This window comes from Planctomycetota bacterium (assembly GCA_018242585.1).
Lineage (GTDB): Bacteria > Planctomycetota > Planctomycetia > Pirellulales > PNKZ01 > JAFEBQ01.
Genome location: JAFEBQ010000025.1, coordinates 13,576 through 32,105 on the forward strand (window position 1 = coordinate 13,576; position 18,530 = coordinate 32,105).

Here is an 18,530-nt window from a genome sequence, read left to right on the forward strand (position 1 = left end):
TGTCCGCTGGTTGAGAGCGTCGGTCGGTTCAGCGAGTTCCCGACTTTTTGTCGCCCCCACGGGGTGCGACGCCTCGCTAGCGAAATCGCCCGGCCGGACGAGCCGGGCAAGGGCTTTAGACGCCTGGTTCGATTCTACTGTGCCGCCAGTCGCGCGGACAGCAAAAACCTCGGAGCCGCGCGCTTGCTCCCCCCAGTTTCCGGTTATAAGCTGAGTACCAGTCTTCGGGTCAGGAGACGAACGTACGGGGCCAGCGCGGCGCAGAGCCCAACGGTTGTGGCGGCAACCAGGGGAAGCGCCGCGGTGCGTGTGCCAACTCGTCCAACTTCTCATGCCGGCCCCCCGGCCCGCATGCCGTAATCGTCAGAACCAGAACCACTCCGCAGTTGGCTCCCAACTGTTGCAAGGATTTATTGCATGTCGCGCCCTTGTCGTCGTTCGCTGGTGGGTATTGGTCGTTTCACTGCCTGTGTCGACCATTTGCATCGACCGGTAATGAGCCGCGTCGGGTGCTGGCTAGCGCTTGCGCTATTGGGCTGGTGCCTGACCGCTTTGCCGGCCGCGGCCGAGGAGCCGTTCACCCAGTTCCTCGACGGCCTGCGCGATCGCGAGCTGTTCGACATGGCGCTCGAATACCTGGACATCATGTCCAAGAGCCCGCTGGTCTCGGATGAGCTGAAAACGGGCATCCCGTACGAGCGCGGCAAGACGCTGATCGATTCGAGTCGCAACGACCGTGATCCCAAGAGCAAGGGGCGGACCCTCGATCAGGCCACCGAGCAGTTGCAAGCATTCCTCAAGAACCAGCCCAACAGCCGCGTGGCCGGCGCCGCCTCGATGGCCTTGGGGAGCGTGATCTTCGAGCGGGGGCGGATGTTCCTTGAACAAGCCGGCCAGCCCAAGAACGTCAAGAGCAAGGACGCGCTCAATAAGCAGGCTCGCGATCACTTCAACCAGGCGCTCAAGGTCTTTACCGACGCCGAGACCAAGTTTGACAAGCGACTGAACGAACTGCCCAAGGGGGCCATCGACCCCAAGGAAAAGGCCGTCAAGGAAGAGCGCGACCAGGTGCGAACCGATTTCCTGGCCGCCAACGTCTATTCGTCGGCCGTGCTGCAGGAAATCGCCAAGACCCACGCCGAGGGGAGCAAGGAATACAAGGATTCGTTGCTGGCCGCGGCCAACAAGAACAAGAAAATCTACGAACGCTTCCGGCTGTTGATGGCCGGCCAGTATGCCCACATCAAGCAAGGGGAATGTTTGCAGTTGATGGGGGACCACAAGGCGGCCATCGGCATTTACAACGATATTCTCGGCCAGCCCGAGGATGCCGCCGAGTTCCGCAAGCTGCAAGCCGCCGCGCTCTATCGCAAGCTGCAATGCCACCTGGCGATGAAGGACACCGAGTTGGCGGCCAAGGGGGGCGAGGAATGGATCGGCAAGATCGCCGGCAACGAAGAGTCAATGCCCGACTGGCTGGCGGTGTTCTACTTTACCGCGACGGCGGAAAAGATGCTGAGTGACGCCTTGCCCGAGAAAGACAAGCAGAAGGCGGCCTATCTGAAGTCGGCGCGCGAAAATTTGCTGCGCGTGGTCAAGTATCCCGGACCCTATCGCGACGACGCCCGGCAGTTGCTGTCGAAGGTGACGGGCAAGGACGAGCTGCAAAAGGAGCCGGTCAACTTTGCCGAAGCCTTCGAGCGCGTCGGCGGGCTGCTCGAGGAGATTCAGGCCAAGCAGAGCGATCTGCAATCGAAGCAAAATGTTCCTGGCGGCGGCGACAAGGCGGAAGTGGCCGCGCTGACCAAGGAAATCGACGAGATGCGCGAGCAGATCATCAAGTACTGTCACGTGGCGCTGAAGCTGCGCGATCGCGAAACGCCGCTCGACCAGATTTTGGAGATTCGCTACTTCCTCTGCTACATGGCGTACCAGCAGGAGAAGTTCTACGAAGCGGCCGTGATGGGCGACTTTATCGCCACGCGCTACGCCGACAAGCAGCGCGCCAAGTCGGCGGCCATGCTCACCCTGGCGTCGTTCCTCAAGACCTACAGCGACACCACGCAGCAGATGAAGGACACGCGGCAGTTCGACCATGACAAGATGACCGCCATGGCCCGCTACATCAGCACTCGCTGGAAGGGTGAGCCCGAGTCGGACGAAGCCTGGAACATCATGTTGTCGGTCGCGGTGCAAGAGCGCGACACCAAGTCGGCCCTCGAGGCGTTGAGCTATATTCCCGAAACCAGCGCGAACCGCGGCGACGCCGAGGTGAAGCTCTCGAAGGCGCTGTGGAGCAAATATCGGCACGATTCGATCAAGCCCGAGGGGGAGCGCCCGCCGCAAACGGAACTCGACGCGATGGGCAAGCAGGCCCGCACCATGTTGGAAACCGGGCTCGGTCGGCTGCGGAAGCTCGACAACGTGGTGGTCACGGCGGAAATCTTCCTGGGCATGTTGACCGACGTCGAAATGTGTCTGGCGGCCAATCAACCGGACCAGGCGATCAAGCTCTTGAATGATCCGAAGCTCGGGCCGTTGACCCTCTTGGGCAAGGGGGAGCAGGTCGCGTTGACCGAAGTCGGCACGACGTCCTTTCCGGTCGAGACTTACAAGTCGGCCCTCCGCGCCTACATCGGCAACAAGGACGTCGACAACGCCCAGAAGATGATGGCCGAACTCGACAAGCTGATGGCCAACCGGGGCCCGCAGGGGCAAGCCCAATTGACGCTGGTGTACGTCTCGATGGGCAAAGCGCTGGAAGAGCAGATCAAGCTGCTGCGCGAGCAAGGCAAGAATGATGACGTCAAGAAAGTGACCAGTGCCTTCGAGGTGTTCCTCGACAAGATCAGTAGCGCGGCGCAGGGGACCACGTTCGGTTCGCTGACCTGGGTGGCCGAGACGTTCTACAGTCTGGGCGTGAGCTTCGACGAGGGGATCGATAAACCGGCCCAGGGCGAAGCGGCCACCTACTATGGCAAGTCGCTGGCCACCGAACAGAAGATTCTGGCCGAAGGGGCGAAGAACCCCGGGTTCATGCCCAGCCCTCATGCCGCCAATGCTGTCAAGCTGCGGATCGCCCGCGACATGCGCCGGCTGGGCCAGTTCGATGGGGCGCTCAAGGAGGTTGGCGACATCTTGAAGCAGCAGCAGATGTTGGTCGACGCCCAGATCGAAGGCTGCCGCATCCTGATGTACAAGGGGGCCGACAAAAAGGACGCCAACGACATCGCCCGCTCGATCGTCGGCGGCCTGCCCGACGCCAATAAGAAGAACCTGGTGATGGGTTGGACCAAGCTGATCGGGGTGTTGCAGCAGGCGATCACCCAGAACGCCGCCAACCAGCAGGCCCGCGAGCGATTCATGGCCTGGCTGTTTGATTGCAACGAGTACGCGGTTGACGCGCGAATGAAACACGCCGAGATCCAGGCCGACCCTCAGCAGAAAAAGGCCGGCCGTCAACGCGCCCAGCGCCAGATCAACATCCTGGTCCAGACTTATCCGGACCTGACCACCGACCCCAAGTGGGCCGATCACTTGGCCCGCTTCAATAGCCAGATGAAAACGCTACAGAAGCTGCTCGCCGAGCCGCCGGTCGGCATCGTGCCGCCAAAGATTGAACCCGCCGCCACCGAAGGACAGCCGGCCAACGCGCAAGCCGCCGCCCCGGCGGCGGCGCAATAATAACGATGATCCGATTCCCGTAGGTCAGGTACCCCGTACCTGACAATTGTGGACACAACGCAGAACAGATGTCAGGTACGGGGTACCTGACCTACATAAAAAACCACCCGCACACGATTCATCCTTTTCGGGAGTTACTGATGAGCATCCGATTCGCACTCGTCGCCTTGGCCGTCGCGCTGGTGGCCGGCTCGGCTGGGGCCGCCGACGCCGTCAAGCGCGTCAGCGGTTCGGCCGTCAACGGCAACATCACCAAGATGTCGGCCACCGACGTCACCATCGAAAAGCCGGGCGGAGCCGCCGAGACGATCCCCGTCTCGGACATCGAGGAAATCGTCTTCGACAAAGAGCCAGGCACGTTGCGGGCGGTGCGCAACAACGCCGCCGACGGCAACTTTGACGCGGCCTTGGCCACCCTGGAAAAGGTCAAGACCGACACGATTTCGCGCCCCGAGTTGCTCGACGACATTCAGTTCTACCGCGTGCTGTGCGAGGCCCGGCTGGCTCTGGCCGGCAGCGGCGACTTGCAGAAGGCGGGCGGCGCGGCATTCAACTATGTCTCGGCGCACCCTTCCAGCTTTCACTTCCTGCAGGCCAACGAGCTGCTGGGCGATCTGTTCGCCGCCACGGGCAAGTACACCGAGGCGCGGCAGTACTACGGCGTGCTCGAAAAGTCGACCTTCCCCGAGTACAAGGCCCGCGGCCTGATCGCCCAGGGACGCGTCTACGTCCGGGACGGCAAGTTCGACGAAGCCCTCAAGGCGTTTGACGGCGTGTTGGCGATGGGGAACCAGAAGGGGGCCCTGAACGATTCGCAGCGCTACTCGGCCACCCTGGGCAAGGCGTTGTGTCTGGCCGAGACGGGCAAGGTCGACGACGGTATTAAGCAGATCGAGGAAGTCATCAAGCTGGCCAACGTGGAAGACGCCCAGTTGATGGGCGAGGCCTACGTCACGCTGGGCAAGGCGTTACTGAAGAAGGGAAATAAAAAGGAAGCCCTGCTGGCGTTCCTGCACGTCGACGTGCTGTTCTTCTCGAACGCCTCGGCCCACGCCGAATCGCTGAAGGCCCTGGTCGCGTTGTGGAACGAGCTGGGCAAGCCCGAGCGCGCCACCCTGGCGGCCCAGACCTTGCAAAGCCGATATTCGGGGGGGCGCTAGGGCAATTCTCGGGAGCATGTATCGTCTGCCCATCCAAGCCGGCGGCTCTGCCGCCGATCTCGGTGGCAAAGCCACCGGCTTGGTAGATGCGCACGCTACATTACATTTAATTGAGAACCGCTCTAGCCGGTCGTTCGAGGGCCAATGGGCCGGGAGCTGGTGGGACGCTGTGGGCTTCAAACGAGGTTACCCGGCGCGTGAAGCGCTGGGGCGGTTCGCGCCGAAAACCGCCAAATCGGCCGGGTCAATTTCCTTTAATTTCAATGAGCTGCCGGTTAGACTGAGGAGGTCCGACGCCCGCGCGCCTGGAGTGTGTTCACTCGAGCAGCGCGACTTCTTCACGGTCAGCGGAGTCTGGCCGTTCCCGTCCGAGCTGGTGGAACCGGCGTCTGGTCCGTTAACGTGATCGATTCCGATCGAACTTTTCCAATCAACCTACGTTTTCATTGTCTGCTGGAGGCCGTCATGCGAGGGATTTTTGTGCGCTCGAAGCTGCTCGGGGCATTCGCCGCGCTGGGTTTGATGTTCACGGCGTGGACCGCGATGCCGATCGCAGCGTTCGCACAAGAGGAACCCGCGGCGGCCGCGCCTGCCGCTGCCGCGCCGGCCGCGGCTCCGGCTGGCGCCGCCACACCCGCCCCCGAGGTCGAGGAACGATCGTACCTGGGCTTCTTGGCCAAGGCGCTCGGCACCAAGTACATCATCATCTTCTTGCTGTTGTCGTTCATCTTTGTCGCTTACCTGGTGATGAACACGCTGGCGCTGCGCCGCGCGTCGATCGTGCCGGCTAGTCTGGTCGAAGGCTTTGAAGCCCTGTTGAACGAAAAGAAGTTCCAGGACGCTTACGAGTTGGCCAAGAGCGACGACTCGTACCTGGGGCGCGTGCTGGCCGCCGGCATGGGCAAGTTGCAGCAAGGCTTCGGCGCGGCCGAAGGGGCCATGCAGGAAGTCAGCGACGAAGAAGGGATGCGACTCGAGCATCGACTGAGCTTTGTCGCTTTGATCGGCACCCTGGCGCCGATGTTCGGGCTGCTGGGCACGGTCGACGGGATGGTCGACAGCTTTACGGTCATCGCCACCAGCCCGACGCAACCCAAGCCATCGCAGTTGGCCGAAGGTATTTCGATGGCTCTGGTGACGACGCTGGTCGGGCTGTGGCTGGCGATTCCGGCCATCGGCTACTTTGGCGCCATGCGTAACCGGCTGGCCAAGCTAACCATGGAAGCCGCCGTGCTGAGCGAAGGGCTGATGAGCCGGTTTGCCGGCGTTGGCAAGAAGTAAGCGGCAAGAAGTAAGCGGTCAGCAGCAATTCGCCGCCGTGGCACGACGCGGACACCCGTAACCTGACACTTTTCCCTCTGACGGCCGCCGCTGGGCGGCTGGTCAGGGACCGAGCTTTTCATGGCATCCCGGCGCAAAGCAGCGGACATCTCGGCCGAAGCCGACATGACGCCCATGATCGACATGACCTTCCAGTTGATCGCCTTCTTCATGGTGTTGATCAACTTTTCGGAAGACAACCAGAACGAACTGGTCAAGCTGCCGTCGAGCGAGTTGGCCAAGGTGCCCGAGGCGCCGGTCCCCATGCCGATCGTGCTGCAGGTGTCGCGGCACGGCAAGGTGTTCTTCAACGGCGACGAGTTGGGCGTGGCGAGCAAGGCCATGGACCAGGCCCTGCGCCAGGAAGCCCAGGTGTTGGCGCGCAAGCCGGGCAATCCCGGCCCCGGCGCGGCCCACGTGATCATTCGCGCGCACGGCCTGACGCGGATGGGGGACGTGCAGCAACTGATTGCCGTGTGTCAGAAGCACAAGTTCGAGAAGTTCGCCCTCCGCGCCGAGGCGGGGAAGGCCACGACCGATACGGCATTGAAAGCCTATACCGACAAGCAAGAGGCGAATTTGCAGCGGGCCAAGGCGCAAGGCAAATGAGCCCGCCGCCGTTCCTGGCCCCCGTCCCTAATTCCTAGCACCCGTCAGCAAGAGTTCCGGTTATGGCCAAGCGTCGCGCCCCCAGCGGTCCCGACAAAGTCGAACAGCAGATGACGCCGATGATCGACATCGTGTTTCAGTTGCTGACATTCTTCGTCATGAGCTTCAAGATCGCCACCGAGGAAGGGGACTTCAACGTCAAGATGCCGATCGGCGTCGGTCAGGCCACCAACGCCGACCAGATCCAACCGGTGCGGGTCAAGCTGGCGGCGCTGCCCGATGGGCAGTTGCGCGAAATCAAGCTCGGCGACCGCTCGCTGGGTCGCAGCATGGACGACCTGCAAAAGCAGATCGCGGCCGTGGCCAATGACGACTTGGAAGTCGAGTTCGACTGCGACTACAACCTGCACTACAACAACGTGATCAACGCCATCAGCGCCGTCAGCGGCAAGCTGACACCCGAAGGGAAGACGATCCGCTACGTCGAGAAGATCAAGTTCACGCCGCCCAAGGCGCCGCAGTAATGGCGGGGTCAGTTGTCCGTGGTCAGTAGTCAGTTGTTGCCGCACGCTCCTCAAGGCGGCGGCGCAACTCGATGTCTTTCGCAACTGACAACGGACCACTGACAACGGACAAATCTAGTCACCTCAAACCAGTGAACGGCCGCCATCGACGGTCACGCAATCTCCCGTGACGAAGTCGTTCTCGACCAGGTACAGCACCGCCTGGACCACGTTCTCGGGCTTTCCCTCGCGGCGCAGCAGCGTGCCGTCGATCGACTGTTGCCGCTCGGCCGGCGGCAAGTCGGGGGGCAGCATCACCGGCCCCGGCAGCACCGCGTTGACTCGCACGCGGGGATTGCGGTGGGCCAACTCGACGGCCAGCGCGCGGGTCAGCGTCGGAATCGCCCCCTTCGAGGCGAAGTAGGCGGCATAGTTCAGGTACGGCCGCCGCGTGGCCCAATCGCCGATGTTCACGATCGCGCCCCCCGACTCTTGCCGGCACATCGCCAGCCCGACGCGCTGGCCCAGCAGGAACGTGGCCAGGCTGTTGATCGTGAAATGCTCGCGGACGTCTTCGGCCGTCACGTCCTCGAGCGGCTTCGGCCGCCAGATGGCCGCCGCGTTGACCAGCACGTCGATTCGCCCAAAGCGCGCCAACACGTCGTCGACCAGCCGCGCCACTTCGTCCGCGTTGGCCAGATCGGCCGGCCAGGCTTCGGCCGTGGCGCCGCTGGCCCGCAAGGCGTCGACCCGCGCGTGGGCGTCCTGGCCCGAGCTGCGATAGTGCAGCGCCATGGCGTAGCCCCGCGCGGCCAAGGCCTCGGCCACGTGGGAACCAATGCGGCGCTTGCCGCTGCCGGTAATCAAAGCCACGGGTTGGGTTGTCATGGTATCTGCTTCTTATTAGCCACGGAGGCACAGAGACGCGGAGGTGAGCACGGAGGAGAAACCAGAATGACGAAGCACGAATGGCGAATGTCTAAGCGGAAATTGCCAAGCACCAAAGCATCGTTTGTCCCTTTCCTTCTTGCCGTCCTCTCTGCGCCCTCTGCGTCTCTGCGGTTCAAAATTTATGCCGCACCGCTCCGTGTCTTCCTCTGTGCCCTCTGTGTCTCCGTGGTGAAATTGTCTTACGTCGTGTCCGTCGTGCCGTCGTGGTCGGTATCATCCGCCATTTCTGAGCAGGTACGCTCGCACGTCGCCAGCCCCAGTAGTAGTATAAAAGCGCAACGCGCGTTCTCCCTAGCCCCTCACCCCTAGCCCCTAGCCCCTCTTCATGCACACCTGGACGCTGACCGATACGGCTCGCGATTTGCACCTGGACGAGTTCACCCTCTCGGCGGCCGAGTTGGGCCAGGCCGGCAGCTTTGGCATCCGCAAGCGAACGCTGCACGGGGGTTTGCGCGAAGGGGTCGACGTCGTCGAACTCGACAACGGACTGCTGCGGGCCACGATCGTGCCGACCCGCGGCATGGGCCTCTGGCGCGTGGCCGCCGGCGAGTTGGCCCTCGGCTGGCAAAGCCCCGTGGCCGGGCCGGTCCATCCCCATTGGGTGCCGGTCTGGGAGCCGAGCGGCATCGGCTGGCTATCGGGCTTTGACGAGTTGCTGGTCCGCTGCGGACTGGCGAGCAACGGCGCGCCGCAATTCGACGAGCAAGGGCGACTGCAATATCCGCTGCACGGGCAGATTGCCAACCTGCCGGCCTGGCATGTCGAGGCCTCGTACCACGCGGCGACGCACACCTTGTCGGTCACCGGCGTGGTGGACGAAGCCCGGCTGTTCGGCCACAAGCTGCGGTTGCGGACGACTTACTCGGCGCGGCTCAAGCAGCCCCACTTGAACATCGTCGACGAGGTGACGAACTTGTCGGCCGAGTCGAGCGACATGCAGTTGCTCTATCACATCAACTTCGGCGCGCCCCTGGCCACGCCCGGCGCGCGGGCGCACCTGCCGGTCGAAACGCTGGCCCCGCGCGACGCGCATTCGGCCAGCGACGTCGACACCTGGCAGACGTACGCGCCACCGCAGGCAGGCTGGGGCGAGTTCGCTCACTTCGCCGAATTGCTCGCCGACCGTGACGGGCGGACCCGGGCCATGCTCGTGGCCGCCGACGGCGCGCGCGCGGCTAGCGTCGTGTTCAGCCGCCGGCAGTTGCCCTGCTTCACGCTCTGGAAAAGCCAGCGCTTGCCGGCCGATGGCTATGTGACCGGGCTGGAACCGGGGACCAACTATCCGAACACCCGGGCCTTCGAGCAGTCGCAAGGTCGCGTGCCCAAGCTCGAGCCGGGCCAGACGCGGCGGTTCGAACTGGAACTGTGCGCCCACCTGAGCGAAGAAAGCGTCCGCCGCGCCAGCCACGAAGTCGAGCAATTGGCCAGTGGCGTCGAACCGACGATCCACCGCAAACCCATGCCCGGCTGGTCAGCCTAGCCGGCCCGGAGGTCCATTTACCACGGAGACACAGAGAGCACGGAGGAAGGCACGGAGCAGCGAGAGAGGAAGGGAGGGAGAGTAGTGAGGGGCAGTAGGTGTTCTCGTTTAGCCGCAGGGCCAGAGGCCCGCGCGCTGCCGCTCCACGTCAGAAGTTGAACCGCAAAGACGCAAAGGTCGCCAAGGAAAAGGCGAAGGCAATTTGAATCGCGGAGTTAGATTTCTAGAATTCCTGCTCTGCGCTGCTCAGTGTCCTCTGCGTTTCCACTTTTGTCTTCCTTCGCGTCCTTTGCGTCTTTGCGGTTCAAATCCTTCGTCTCTTGCCTTTTCCTACGTCGTGTCCGTCGTGGTCGAATTCCTTCGTCATCCGGGCTTCGTCATTCTGATTTCAGCGACGAAGTCGCGCGACGCTACTCTTCGTTCTTCTTGACCTCGCCGGTGCGCATGGACGGCATCAGGGCGGCCGTCAGTCCCAGCACGACCATCATCACGGTCACGACATACGACAGGGTGTAGGTCCGCTCTTCCATCGGCACGCCACCCGCGCCCGGCTGTTGCGCGAACGCCTCACTAGCCAGCAGGCCCACCACGCCAACAACCAAGCTTGTCAACCGTGCGACCTCGCGAAGCTGCTTGTTTAACCACGACGACACGACGTCACGACGCAAATACCAATCGATATGATTCATATTCCTTGCCTTTTCTTCGTCGTGTCGTTGTGTCGTCGTGGTTAAGTCTTCTTGAATCGCCAACAGATGTCGTGGTTGGTCTGCTTGAATCGCCAACAGCCATCGTGCTAGGCCAACTGGCCGGCGTCAAGCGCCGCACAGTTCCTGCCACGGCGCGGCCAATTGCCGGAACTCGCGAACCGGCATCGAGACCGTTCCCCAGCGGGGCGAAAGCTGTCGGGCGTGGGCCGCGTAGTGGGCCAGCGGAATCGCCACGAACCCGTACCATTGCTCGCGGAAGCAATACAACTGTTCAAGCGGCAGCGGCGCCCGGTCCCCCACGACCAGGTAGGCGAACACGAACAGGCCCCGCGATTGCTGGCCAAAGACATGTTCCCAGCGGGTCAAGCTGGCCAGATCGTCCTGCGTCGACCAGTTGCGCCAGTACTGTTTCTGGCGACCCGAGGGGAAGCGACGCCCTTTGACGTCGACCAACCAGGACCAGCCTTGCACGGTCGAGACGATGAAGTCGAGACTCTTCATCGAGGCGTCGCCGAGCTTCGCGCGGCGGGCCTCGTCGACCGCCACGTAGGGAATCCGCTGCTCGCGCAGCAGCGCCTCGAACGCGGCCTCGTAATGATTGTCCCGATTGGCCATGCGGGCCCCCGGCCTGAACAAGTGTGCGCCAGTATCTTAAGGCCGTGGGGGGAAAGTTGCTAGTTGCTGGTTCCTAGTTGCGAGAGAGGAGGCCGTCTGCGCCTCTTGCCGCCGGTGTCTTTGCTTTTCCTCGCAACTAGGAACTAGCAACCAGCAACTTCCCTCTTCAACTAGCGAGCACCCGGCGAATCTCGTCCAGCAACTCGGTCCCCGTGGCGGTCCAGGGGACTTTCACACTGTCGCCGGTGCGCAAATCCTTGACCTGGCACTGGGCGGCGTTCAGTTCGTCGTCACCGGCGATCAATGCCACGCGAAAGCCGCGCTTGTCGGCGTATTGCAGTTGCTTGCCCACGCGCTTGGCCTCGGGGTACAGTTCGACGCCGATGCCGGCCGCGCGGACCTGCGAGGCCAAGCGCAGGTAATCGTTCAACCGGTTCTCGACAAAGTAGGCGACGAACACCGGCGCCGGCGTGGTCACCTTGTCGATCATGCCCAGCTCTTCCATCGCCGCCAGCAGCCGATCGAGCCCTAGCGACGCGCCGATGCCCGGCAGTTGTTGATTGGTGTAGAGCCCGGCCAGGTTGTCGTAACGTCCGCCGGAGCAGACGCTGCCAATGCCCGGCAAGGCGCTCAGGAATGTTTCAAAGATCGTGCCGGTGTAGTAATCGAGCCCGCGGGCGATCGAGACGTCGAGCTTCACTCGCTCCCCTTCGACGCCAGCGGCCGAGACGGCCGACAGCAACTGGGCCAGCTTCTCGACCCCCGCTTCGCCGGTCTCGCTGCCGGCGACCAACGGGCGAAGCTGCGCAAGCACGTCGTCGTTCGAGCCTTCGAGCGCCGCCATTTTCAGCACGTCGGCTGACTGCGCGGCGCTTGCCCCGGCGGTGGCGGCCATTTCCGCGGCCACTTTCTCGGGCCCGATTTTGGCCAGCTTGTCGAGCGCGCGCAAGACGTGTGTCGACTGCTCGCTCAGGCCCAGCTTCTGCAGCAGTCCGTTCAGCACCATCCGGTTGTTGAGCTTGATGGTGAACTCGCGAAAGCCGAGCGCCTGGAACAAGTCGTGAATCACTAGGGCGGTTTCGATGTCGGCGGCCAGCGACAAGGTGCCGATCGTGTCGAAGTCGCACTGCATGAACTCGCGGTAGCGTCCGCGCTGGGTGTTCTCGCCGCGCCAGACGCTGGCGATGTGATACCGCTTGAACGGAGTGCCCAGCGTGCCGACGTGTTGGGCCACGAACCGCGCCAGGGGAACCGTCAAGTCGAACCGCAGGCCGACCATCCGCCCGCCATGATCCTCGAACTTGTAAAGCTGCTTGTCGGTCTCATCGCTCCCCTTGCCGGTCAAGATTTCCAAGTATTCGAGCGCCGGGGTGTCGATTGGGCTGAATCCGTACGAGCGATAGACGCGCCGCGCCGTCTCGATCAGCCGCTCGCGCGGGATCATCGCCTCGGGCAGGTAATCGCGAAAACCTTTGAGCGTGCGGGGCTCGATCAGCGTGGGCTTCGACATAGCGCCTTCATTTTCCTAATCAACCGTTCAAACTGACTACCTTCAAAACATGAATGTTGCGATGGAGTACCGGCATTCGGCAAGCTTTTAAAATCATTGAACCGCAAAGACGCAAAGATCGCAAAGGAAGATAAAAAGAGCGGAGTCGCAGAGGACGCTGAGTAGCGCAGAGAAAGGACTTCTAGAAATCTAACTCTGCGATCCTCTGCGCTCTCTGCGATTCAAAATGCCTTCTCAGTTTTCTTAGCGTCCTTTGCGTCTTTGCGGTTCAAATCCTTCCGGTCGCCAGTACAAACTATGAGTCTTGGCTTAGCCAATCACCGGTAACAGCGCCGGCCGCGGCGTACGCACTGCTTGTTCTTCAGCCGGCCACATCGCGTCGGTGAATTCGTCCAACTGCTCGGGCGTTTCAAAGTACCGTTCATAGACGTAGTTGTTGTCGTACTCGCAGTTGTCGGTCGAGTACTCGCGGCAAATCTGCGGCCGCGTCATGTAAATGCCACAGCGATGGTCGGCCTGCAAATGCCGGCAGGTGGTGTGGACCAGCAAGTACCACTCCCCCTCCTCGGTAAAGATGCTGGTCTGGCCGTGGATCATGTACCAGCGCAGATAGTCCATATCGGCCCGACACTCGGGCGTGTCGATTTGCAGCGCGTAGTAGCGACAGCACTTGGCCGTGCAGTGATCGCACAGGCACTCGCCCGGCTGGAGCGCCTCGGGCTTGATCTGGGGCAGCTTGGGATGCATGGCAAGGGGTCCGGTGCTTCACGGCTAAAAGGCCATATTGTGCATAGAAATCAAGCGCAGACAACCGGCGAGCCGCTAAGGCAAATGACCAATGTCCAAGTCCCAATGACCAACGAATTCGACCACGACGGCACGACGCACACGACGTCGGAAAGAGAAGATTTGAACCGCAAAGACGCAAAGATCGCAAAGCAAGGCTAAAAGCATGGAATCGCAGAGGACGCAGGGCAGCGCAGAGAGAAGGATTCCAGCATTCTCGCTCCGTGCTGCCCTGCGTCCTCTGCGATTCAAACTATCTTCCCCCTTTGCGATCTTTGCGTCTTTGCGGTTCAATCCTCCCTTCCCGAATCTGGCCACATGGCTGCGTGCATGGGGCACTCCGACCAAGTAAGATAAAACGCTCCTTTGGCCCGCTTTCCTGGAAAGGCTCCGACCATGAAACGCCGTGATTTTCTCAACTCGCTCCCCTGGGCTGGCTACAGCCTGATGGTGCTGGCCGACGACCTGCCGGCCGCGCCCGGGTCGCTGGAAGCCTCGGGTGACGAGATCCGCGCCACGATCAAGCAACTGGCCCCGCCCGACGGCGCGCGCCAGCCGGCCAAGGCCGAGCCGAACATGACGCAGGTCGACTTGGAGTGCGACTTGCTGGTGGCCGGCGGCGGGTTGGCGGGCGTGCTGGCCGCCGTCTCGGCCGCGCGTCACGGCGCGCGGGTCGTGCTGGTCCAGGACCGTTCACGCCTTGGCGGCAATTCGAGCAGCGAAGTCAAAATGCACGTCGTCGGCGCGAACCATCACAAGGGCCGTCCCGGCTGGCGCGAAGGGGGCCTGCTCGAGGAGTTCCGCCTGGAAGACGCCGTCAACAATCCGCAGCGAACCTGGGAGCTGTGGGATCTGCTGCTGTATGACAAGCTGGTCAGCGAGCCGCGAGCCAAGGTGTTGCTCGACACGTCGATCTACGCCGTCGAAAAGACTGGCGACAAGATCACCGCCGCCTGGTGTCGGTGCGACAAGACCGAGCACCTGTATCGCGTGACCGCCAAGCTGTACATGGACTGCACGGGCGACTCGCGGCTGGGTCTGGAAGCGGGCGCCGAGCTGCGCTATGGCCGCGAATCGCGCAGCGAGTTCAACGAGCCCCTCGCCCCCGAGACGCCCGATAAAGAGACGATGGGTTCGAGCATTCTGTTCACCTCGCGCAAGTTCGACCGGCCCATGCCGTTCAAGCCGCCCCATTGGGCCCGCAAGGTCGAGAAACAGCATCTCGTCAAACGCTCGGTCAAGTCGTGGGAATATGGCTATTGGTGGATCGAGTGGGGTGGCCAGCTCAACACCATCAACGACAACGAGCGGATTCGCTTCGAGCTGCTGTCGATCGTGCTGGGCGTGTGGGACTACATCAAGAACAGCGGCAATCATCCCGACAGCGCCAATTGGGCGCTCGATTGGGTGGGCATGATCCCTGGCAAGCGCGAAAGCCGCCGCTTGATGGGGGAACACGTGCTGACGCAGTTCGATCTGGTGAACGCGGGCAGCGGGCTCGACGACGCGGTCTGCATTGGCGGCTGGCCGATGGACGATCACCCGCCGGGGGGCTTCGATCGGGCCGACTTGCCCCCGACCGTGATGGTCAAGACGCCGATCTTCAACATTCCGCTCCGTTCGCTCTACAGCAAGAACGTCAGCAATCTGATGATGGCGGGCCGGAACATCAGCGCCACGCACGCGGCGTTTACCTCGACGCGCGTGATGGCCACCTGCGCTGTCATCGGCCAGGCCGCCGGCACCGCGGCCGCGCTTTGCATTGCCAACAACATCTTGCCCAAGGAACTGTATCAGGACAAAAAGCGACTGGCCGAGCTGCAGCAAACGCTGCTGCGCGACGATCAATCGATCGCCGGGCTCAAAAACGACGACGCGGCCGACCTGGCCCGCACGGCCAAGGTAACCGCCTCGGGCGAGACCGAGGACGCGCCGGCCAAGAACGTGATCAACGGCTTTGTCCGCGACGTGCCCGGGCAGTATGTCAACCGCTGGAGCACGGAACTTGGCGAGGGGGCCTGGCTCGAACTCGATTGGGACAAGCCGGCCCAGGTTGGCGAAGTGCAGGTGACGTTCGACTCGGGCTTTCAGCGCGAGCTGACCCTTTCGTCGCAAGACGGCGTCAATCACGGGATCATCCGCGCGCCCCAGCCCGAGACGGTTCGCGACTACACGCTGGAATACCGCGACTCAGCCTCGGGCGATTGGAAGCCGCTGGCCGCGGTCACCGGCAACTATCAGCGTCTGGTCCGCCACCGCTTCGACCCCGTCACGGCGCAAGCGATTCGCTTGAAGATCACAGCCACGAACGGTGACCGACTGGCCCGGGTGTTTGAGGTCCGGTGTTATGGGTGAGGGAAGAAGTTGCTGGTTGCGAGTTGAGAGTTACTAGGAAAATGCGTCCACTAGGTTGCCGCCACTCGCCACCAGCAACTTTTCCGAATGCCGCCAAAGTTGCGTGTCGTTAATCCGCTGCCTAGCGCCGATGCAGCCAAAGCACGAATCGCGCGCATCGGTCGCCGTGGCCCTCTGAGCCACGTTCTCATCGCATCTTATTGATGCCATTCAACTTAAGGCAATCAGAATCGCTTCAAAAGCCGCTGGCACGCAATATGCGACACGGTAACGCACGATTCGGGTCGGCCGTTACAAGTCGTCCAGAATGCGGCTGCCGGTGTGCGGCAGTCGATAACATCAAACCATTGCCAGTCCCAGTGTTTTTTGGCAAAGGGTGGTGCTGGCAAGGTCTGGACGACTAGTTCGGCAGGCCAGTCACGTCAGGCGGTTTGTCGAGTTTAGTAGTCAGAATGTTTGGGGTTGGGAGATCGTTGCCATGATTGCCTGCGTGATTGTTGGTTCGGTGTGTTTGGCGTTAATCGCCGGGGTGATGGCTGTTTCCGCCTGCTGCTAACGAGTGATCGTCTGCCGCTGCCGATTCGCGTTGCGGCAACCTGTTGCCAACTTCCGGCGCGGGTTACCACCCTTCTTTGGGTCGCGCTTGCTGCCGACCGTCTTTCCGTGGTTAAGTGTGATCCTGATGCGCACACGCCACGCTTCGGTCAAATCCGAATGACGAAGGGGTTCGACCACAACGGCACGACGGACACGACGTAGGAAAAAGGCAAGAGATAAAGGTTTTGAACCGCAAAGACGCAAAGTTCGCCAAGGAAGACCAAGAGAAAAGAAGGAGTTCTGCTCCGCATCTCTCCGCGCGCTCTGCGATTCAAAATGTTTTCTCTGTTTCCTTTGCGTCTTTGCGGTTCAAATTCTGTCCTGGAGCGGCAGCGCGCGGGCCTTTGGCCCCACGGCTTAACGGTGGCACGTTTTCGATGTTTCTCTCCTTACAACTCCCCGCCTTTACCCCCCGCTGCTCCGTGTCTTCCTCCGTGCCCTCTGTGTCTCCGTGGTTAATCAGCCGCGTGACAAGCCGGGCTGTGCGCGCTACACTTTCGGGCCGCTGACTAACTCGCGTCGCATTCCCGCAAGGAAACCAAACATGTCCGAAGTGATCATCCGTCTCCGTGCCAATGGCTCGATGGCCGTCGAAGGCCCGTTTACGCTCTTGGACCACGAAGGGAATAAGTTCACGCTGCCGGCGAACAAGCCGGCCGTGGCGCTGTGCCGCTGCGGCCATTCGGCCCGCAAGCCGTTCTGCGACGGGGCCCACAAGACCTGCGGCTTCGTGGCCCAGGAACTCGCGCCGCCTCCGCCGCCGGCGACCGCGTGACGCTCCAAGGCCCCCGGCGACTCGCCGGGGGCTAACGGCCATTTTGCGCGGCAGAATCGCTACAGATTCGCCCACTTGTCGCGGCGATTTAGCGCCCCGCGTGGCCGCTAACAGCTTTTCCCCAGCGGCGACCTGCGACCCTCGAAATTCCCCGCCGCGCTTAAGCGTGGTCGCGGCCGTCACTTCCGCCGCTTGGCGTCGGTGGCATCCCGCGTCGATTCGACCGCGCTATCACGTCGGTTAGTCGGGCATCCTAGAATCGTTCGCTTCCCATGAGCGAAAGGGACGCGCCCAGGAAGGCGCGGGCCCCTCGCTCGCCCCCGCCTGGACTGTCACCCCCAAGGAAGCAGAGCCCGTGGAATTCGATTCGCAGGAAGCAGGTCTCGACGTCGAAACGCTCGACAACACCAGTCAGGAATACTTGGGTCGCTGGCATTCGCTGGTCAGCACCACCAACTGGGAAAAGGGACGCATTATCCACCAGTGGCGCGAGGCCCTGAAGGCCTCGCGCGCGGCTCCCCAGCAATTCTCCGACGAGTCCTGGAGCCGCCGGATCGGCTCGGTCAGCGGCCAGCATACCGGCCGCCTGCGCCGCGTGTTTGAACGCTTCGACGCGGTTCGCGAATCGTACCCCGGCTTGTATTGGAGCCACTTCTGCGCGGCCACTGAATGGGACGACGCCGAGTTGTGGCTCGAAGGGGCGGTGCAGAACGAGTGGTCGATCTCCGAGATGCGGGGCCAGCGGGCCGAAGCCTTTGGCCAGACGGCCACGCCTGAGATGCAGGACGACCCGGCCAGCGAGTTCGACGAGGACTTTGCCCCGATCGAGGCCGAGAACCAGGCCGAAGTCCGTATCCCCGGCGAGGCGTCGGGCGAAATGCGCCGCGATGTCGACCGCCATGAAAGCGACGCTGGCGAACCAGCCGATGACGAAGCGCACAGTGCCGAAGCCGGCGATTCCTGGGACTTTGAGCAGCGCGACGCCTCGGGCGAACACGCCGACGCGCTGGCTGGCGGCGCTTCGCACGCCATTCCGCTGGCGCTCCCCGCGGACCTGGCCGAAGCGTTCGACACGCTCAAGTTGGCCATCTTGCGGCACAAGCTGAGCGGCTGGCGGGAGGCCTCGCGCGAGGACGTTTTGAGTGGACTTTCGGCCCTGATGGCGATGGCGCAGGCCCCCTCGGAATAGACGCTCGCGCGACCTCAAAAACGTCGCTTCTAAACCGTCGTGGAGCTGCCACTATAAACCACGATGGCACGGCCACTTAGAACCACGCCCGCGAAGCGCCGCTTGGTTGTGAAACCGCGGCAAAACCGGTATATTTGACGGTTTCCCACACGCTTCGCCATGCACGCCTGTCAGGGGACTTTCCCGCGGCCTTGCCGCCCCTGAACGCCGCTGCCGAAAGGACTCCTGGTTTTGTCTTCCGACGACAACGATTCGAACGATCTGCCCGAGTCGCCAGCCCCCAATC

14 protein-coding genes are annotated in these 18,530 nt (G+C 62.4%); 9 read left to right on the forward strand and 5 right to left on the reverse strand.

Features of this window, described 5'->3' with window-relative positions; all coding sequences use genetic code 11:
* Positions 1–495: 495 nt before the first annotated feature.
* The 5 genes from JSS27_12475 to JSS27_12495 all read left to right on the forward strand — a co-directional run bounded on the left by JSS27_12475 (position 496) and on the right by JSS27_12495 (position 7,297).
* Positions 496–3,684, forward strand: a complete 3,189-nt coding sequence (locus JSS27_12475; protein MBS0209757.1) for a hypothetical protein — start codon at positions 496–498, stop codon at positions 3,682–3,684.
* A 140-nt stretch (positions 3,685–3,824) separates the two neighbouring features.
* Positions 3,825–4,844, forward strand: a complete 1,020-nt coding sequence (locus JSS27_12480; protein ID MBS0209758.1) for a tetratricopeptide repeat protein — start codon at positions 3,825–3,827, stop codon at positions 4,842–4,844.
* Positions 4,845–5,309: 465 nt separating this feature from the next.
* Entirely contained in the window at positions 5,310–6,125 is an 816-nt protein-coding gene (locus tag JSS27_12485) for a MotA/TolQ/ExbB proton channel family protein (protein ID MBS0209759.1), read from the forward strand.
* A gap of 120 nt (positions 6,126–6,245) precedes the next feature.
* Positions 6,246–6,773 (forward strand): biopolymer transporter ExbD, encoded by a 528-nt coding sequence (locus JSS27_12490; protein ID MBS0209760.1) that lies wholly within the window; start codon positions 6,246–6,248, stop codon positions 6,771–6,773.
* 62 nt (positions 6,774–6,835) lie between these two features.
* Complete coding sequence (locus JSS27_12495; protein MBS0209761.1) at positions 6,836–7,297, forward strand: biopolymer transporter ExbD; 462 nt, start codon at positions 6,836–6,838, stop codon at positions 7,295–7,297.
* A 123-nt stretch (positions 7,298–7,420) separates the two neighbouring features.
* On the opposite strand, the gene JSS27_12500 is transcribed toward JSS27_12495, so the two are convergent.
* Positions 7,421–8,164 carry an SDR family oxidoreductase gene (locus tag JSS27_12500; GenBank protein ID MBS0209762.1) on the reverse strand — a complete coding sequence of 248 codons (744 nt, stop codon included), beginning with the start codon at positions 8,162–8,164 and terminating at the stop codon, positions 7,421–7,423.
* Between the two features lie 388 nt (positions 8,165–8,552).
* On the opposite strand from JSS27_12500, the gene JSS27_12505 reads away from it, so the two are divergent.
* Complete coding sequence (locus JSS27_12505) at positions 8,553–9,707, forward strand: aldose 1-epimerase family protein (protein ID MBS0209763.1); 1,155 nt, start codon at positions 8,553–8,555, stop codon at positions 9,705–9,707.
* Positions 9,708–10,117: 410 nt separating this feature from the next.
* Here the strand turns inward: JSS27_12505 and JSS27_12510 are convergent, their stop codons facing one another.
* The 4 genes from JSS27_12510 to JSS27_12525 all read right to left on the reverse strand — a co-directional run bounded on the left by JSS27_12510 (position 10,118) and on the right by JSS27_12525 (position 13,289).
* Entirely contained in the window at positions 10,118–10,396 is a 279-nt protein-coding gene (locus tag JSS27_12510; protein ID MBS0209764.1) for a hypothetical protein, read from the reverse strand.
* Positions 10,397–10,522: 126 nt separating this feature from the next.
* The gene (locus JSS27_12515; GenBank protein ID MBS0209765.1) at positions 10,523–11,032 is read right to left on the reverse strand and encodes an HYExAFE family protein; all 510 of its coding nucleotides are present in this window, start codon (positions 11,030–11,032) and stop codon (positions 10,523–10,525) included.
* Between the two features lie 166 nt (positions 11,033–11,198).
* Positions 11,199–12,527, reverse strand: a complete 1,329-nt coding sequence (gene hisS, locus JSS27_12520) for a histidine--tRNA ligase (GenBank protein ID MBS0209766.1) — start codon at positions 12,525–12,527, stop codon at positions 11,199–11,201.
* A gap of 324 nt (positions 12,528–12,851) precedes the next feature.
* Positions 12,852–13,289, reverse strand: coding sequence for a YkgJ family cysteine cluster protein (locus tag JSS27_12525; GenBank protein MBS0209767.1), 438 nt, complete (start codon positions 13,287–13,289; stop codon positions 12,852–12,854).
* Between the two features lie 435 nt (positions 13,290–13,724).
* Here JSS27_12525 and JSS27_12530 point away from each other — a divergent pair, with 435 nt between their 5' ends.
* The 3 genes from JSS27_12530 (at position 13,725) to JSS27_12540 (ending at position 18,244) form a co-directional block, all read left to right on the forward strand.
* Positions 13,725–15,683 (forward strand): FAD-dependent oxidoreductase, encoded by a 1,959-nt coding sequence (locus tag JSS27_12530; GenBank protein MBS0209768.1) that lies wholly within the window; start codon positions 13,725–13,727, stop codon positions 15,681–15,683.
* A gap of 1,141 nt (positions 15,684–16,824) precedes the next feature.
* Entirely contained in the window at positions 16,825–17,055 is a 231-nt protein-coding gene (locus JSS27_12535; protein ID MBS0209769.1) for a CDGSH iron-sulfur domain-containing protein, read from the forward strand.
* A gap of 355 nt (positions 17,056–17,410) precedes the next feature.
* Positions 17,411–18,244 carry a hypothetical protein gene (locus JSS27_12540; protein ID MBS0209770.1) on the forward strand — a complete coding sequence of 278 codons (834 nt, stop codon included), beginning with the start codon at positions 17,411–17,413 and terminating at the stop codon, positions 18,242–18,244.
* Positions 18,245–18,530: the final 286 nt, after the last annotated feature.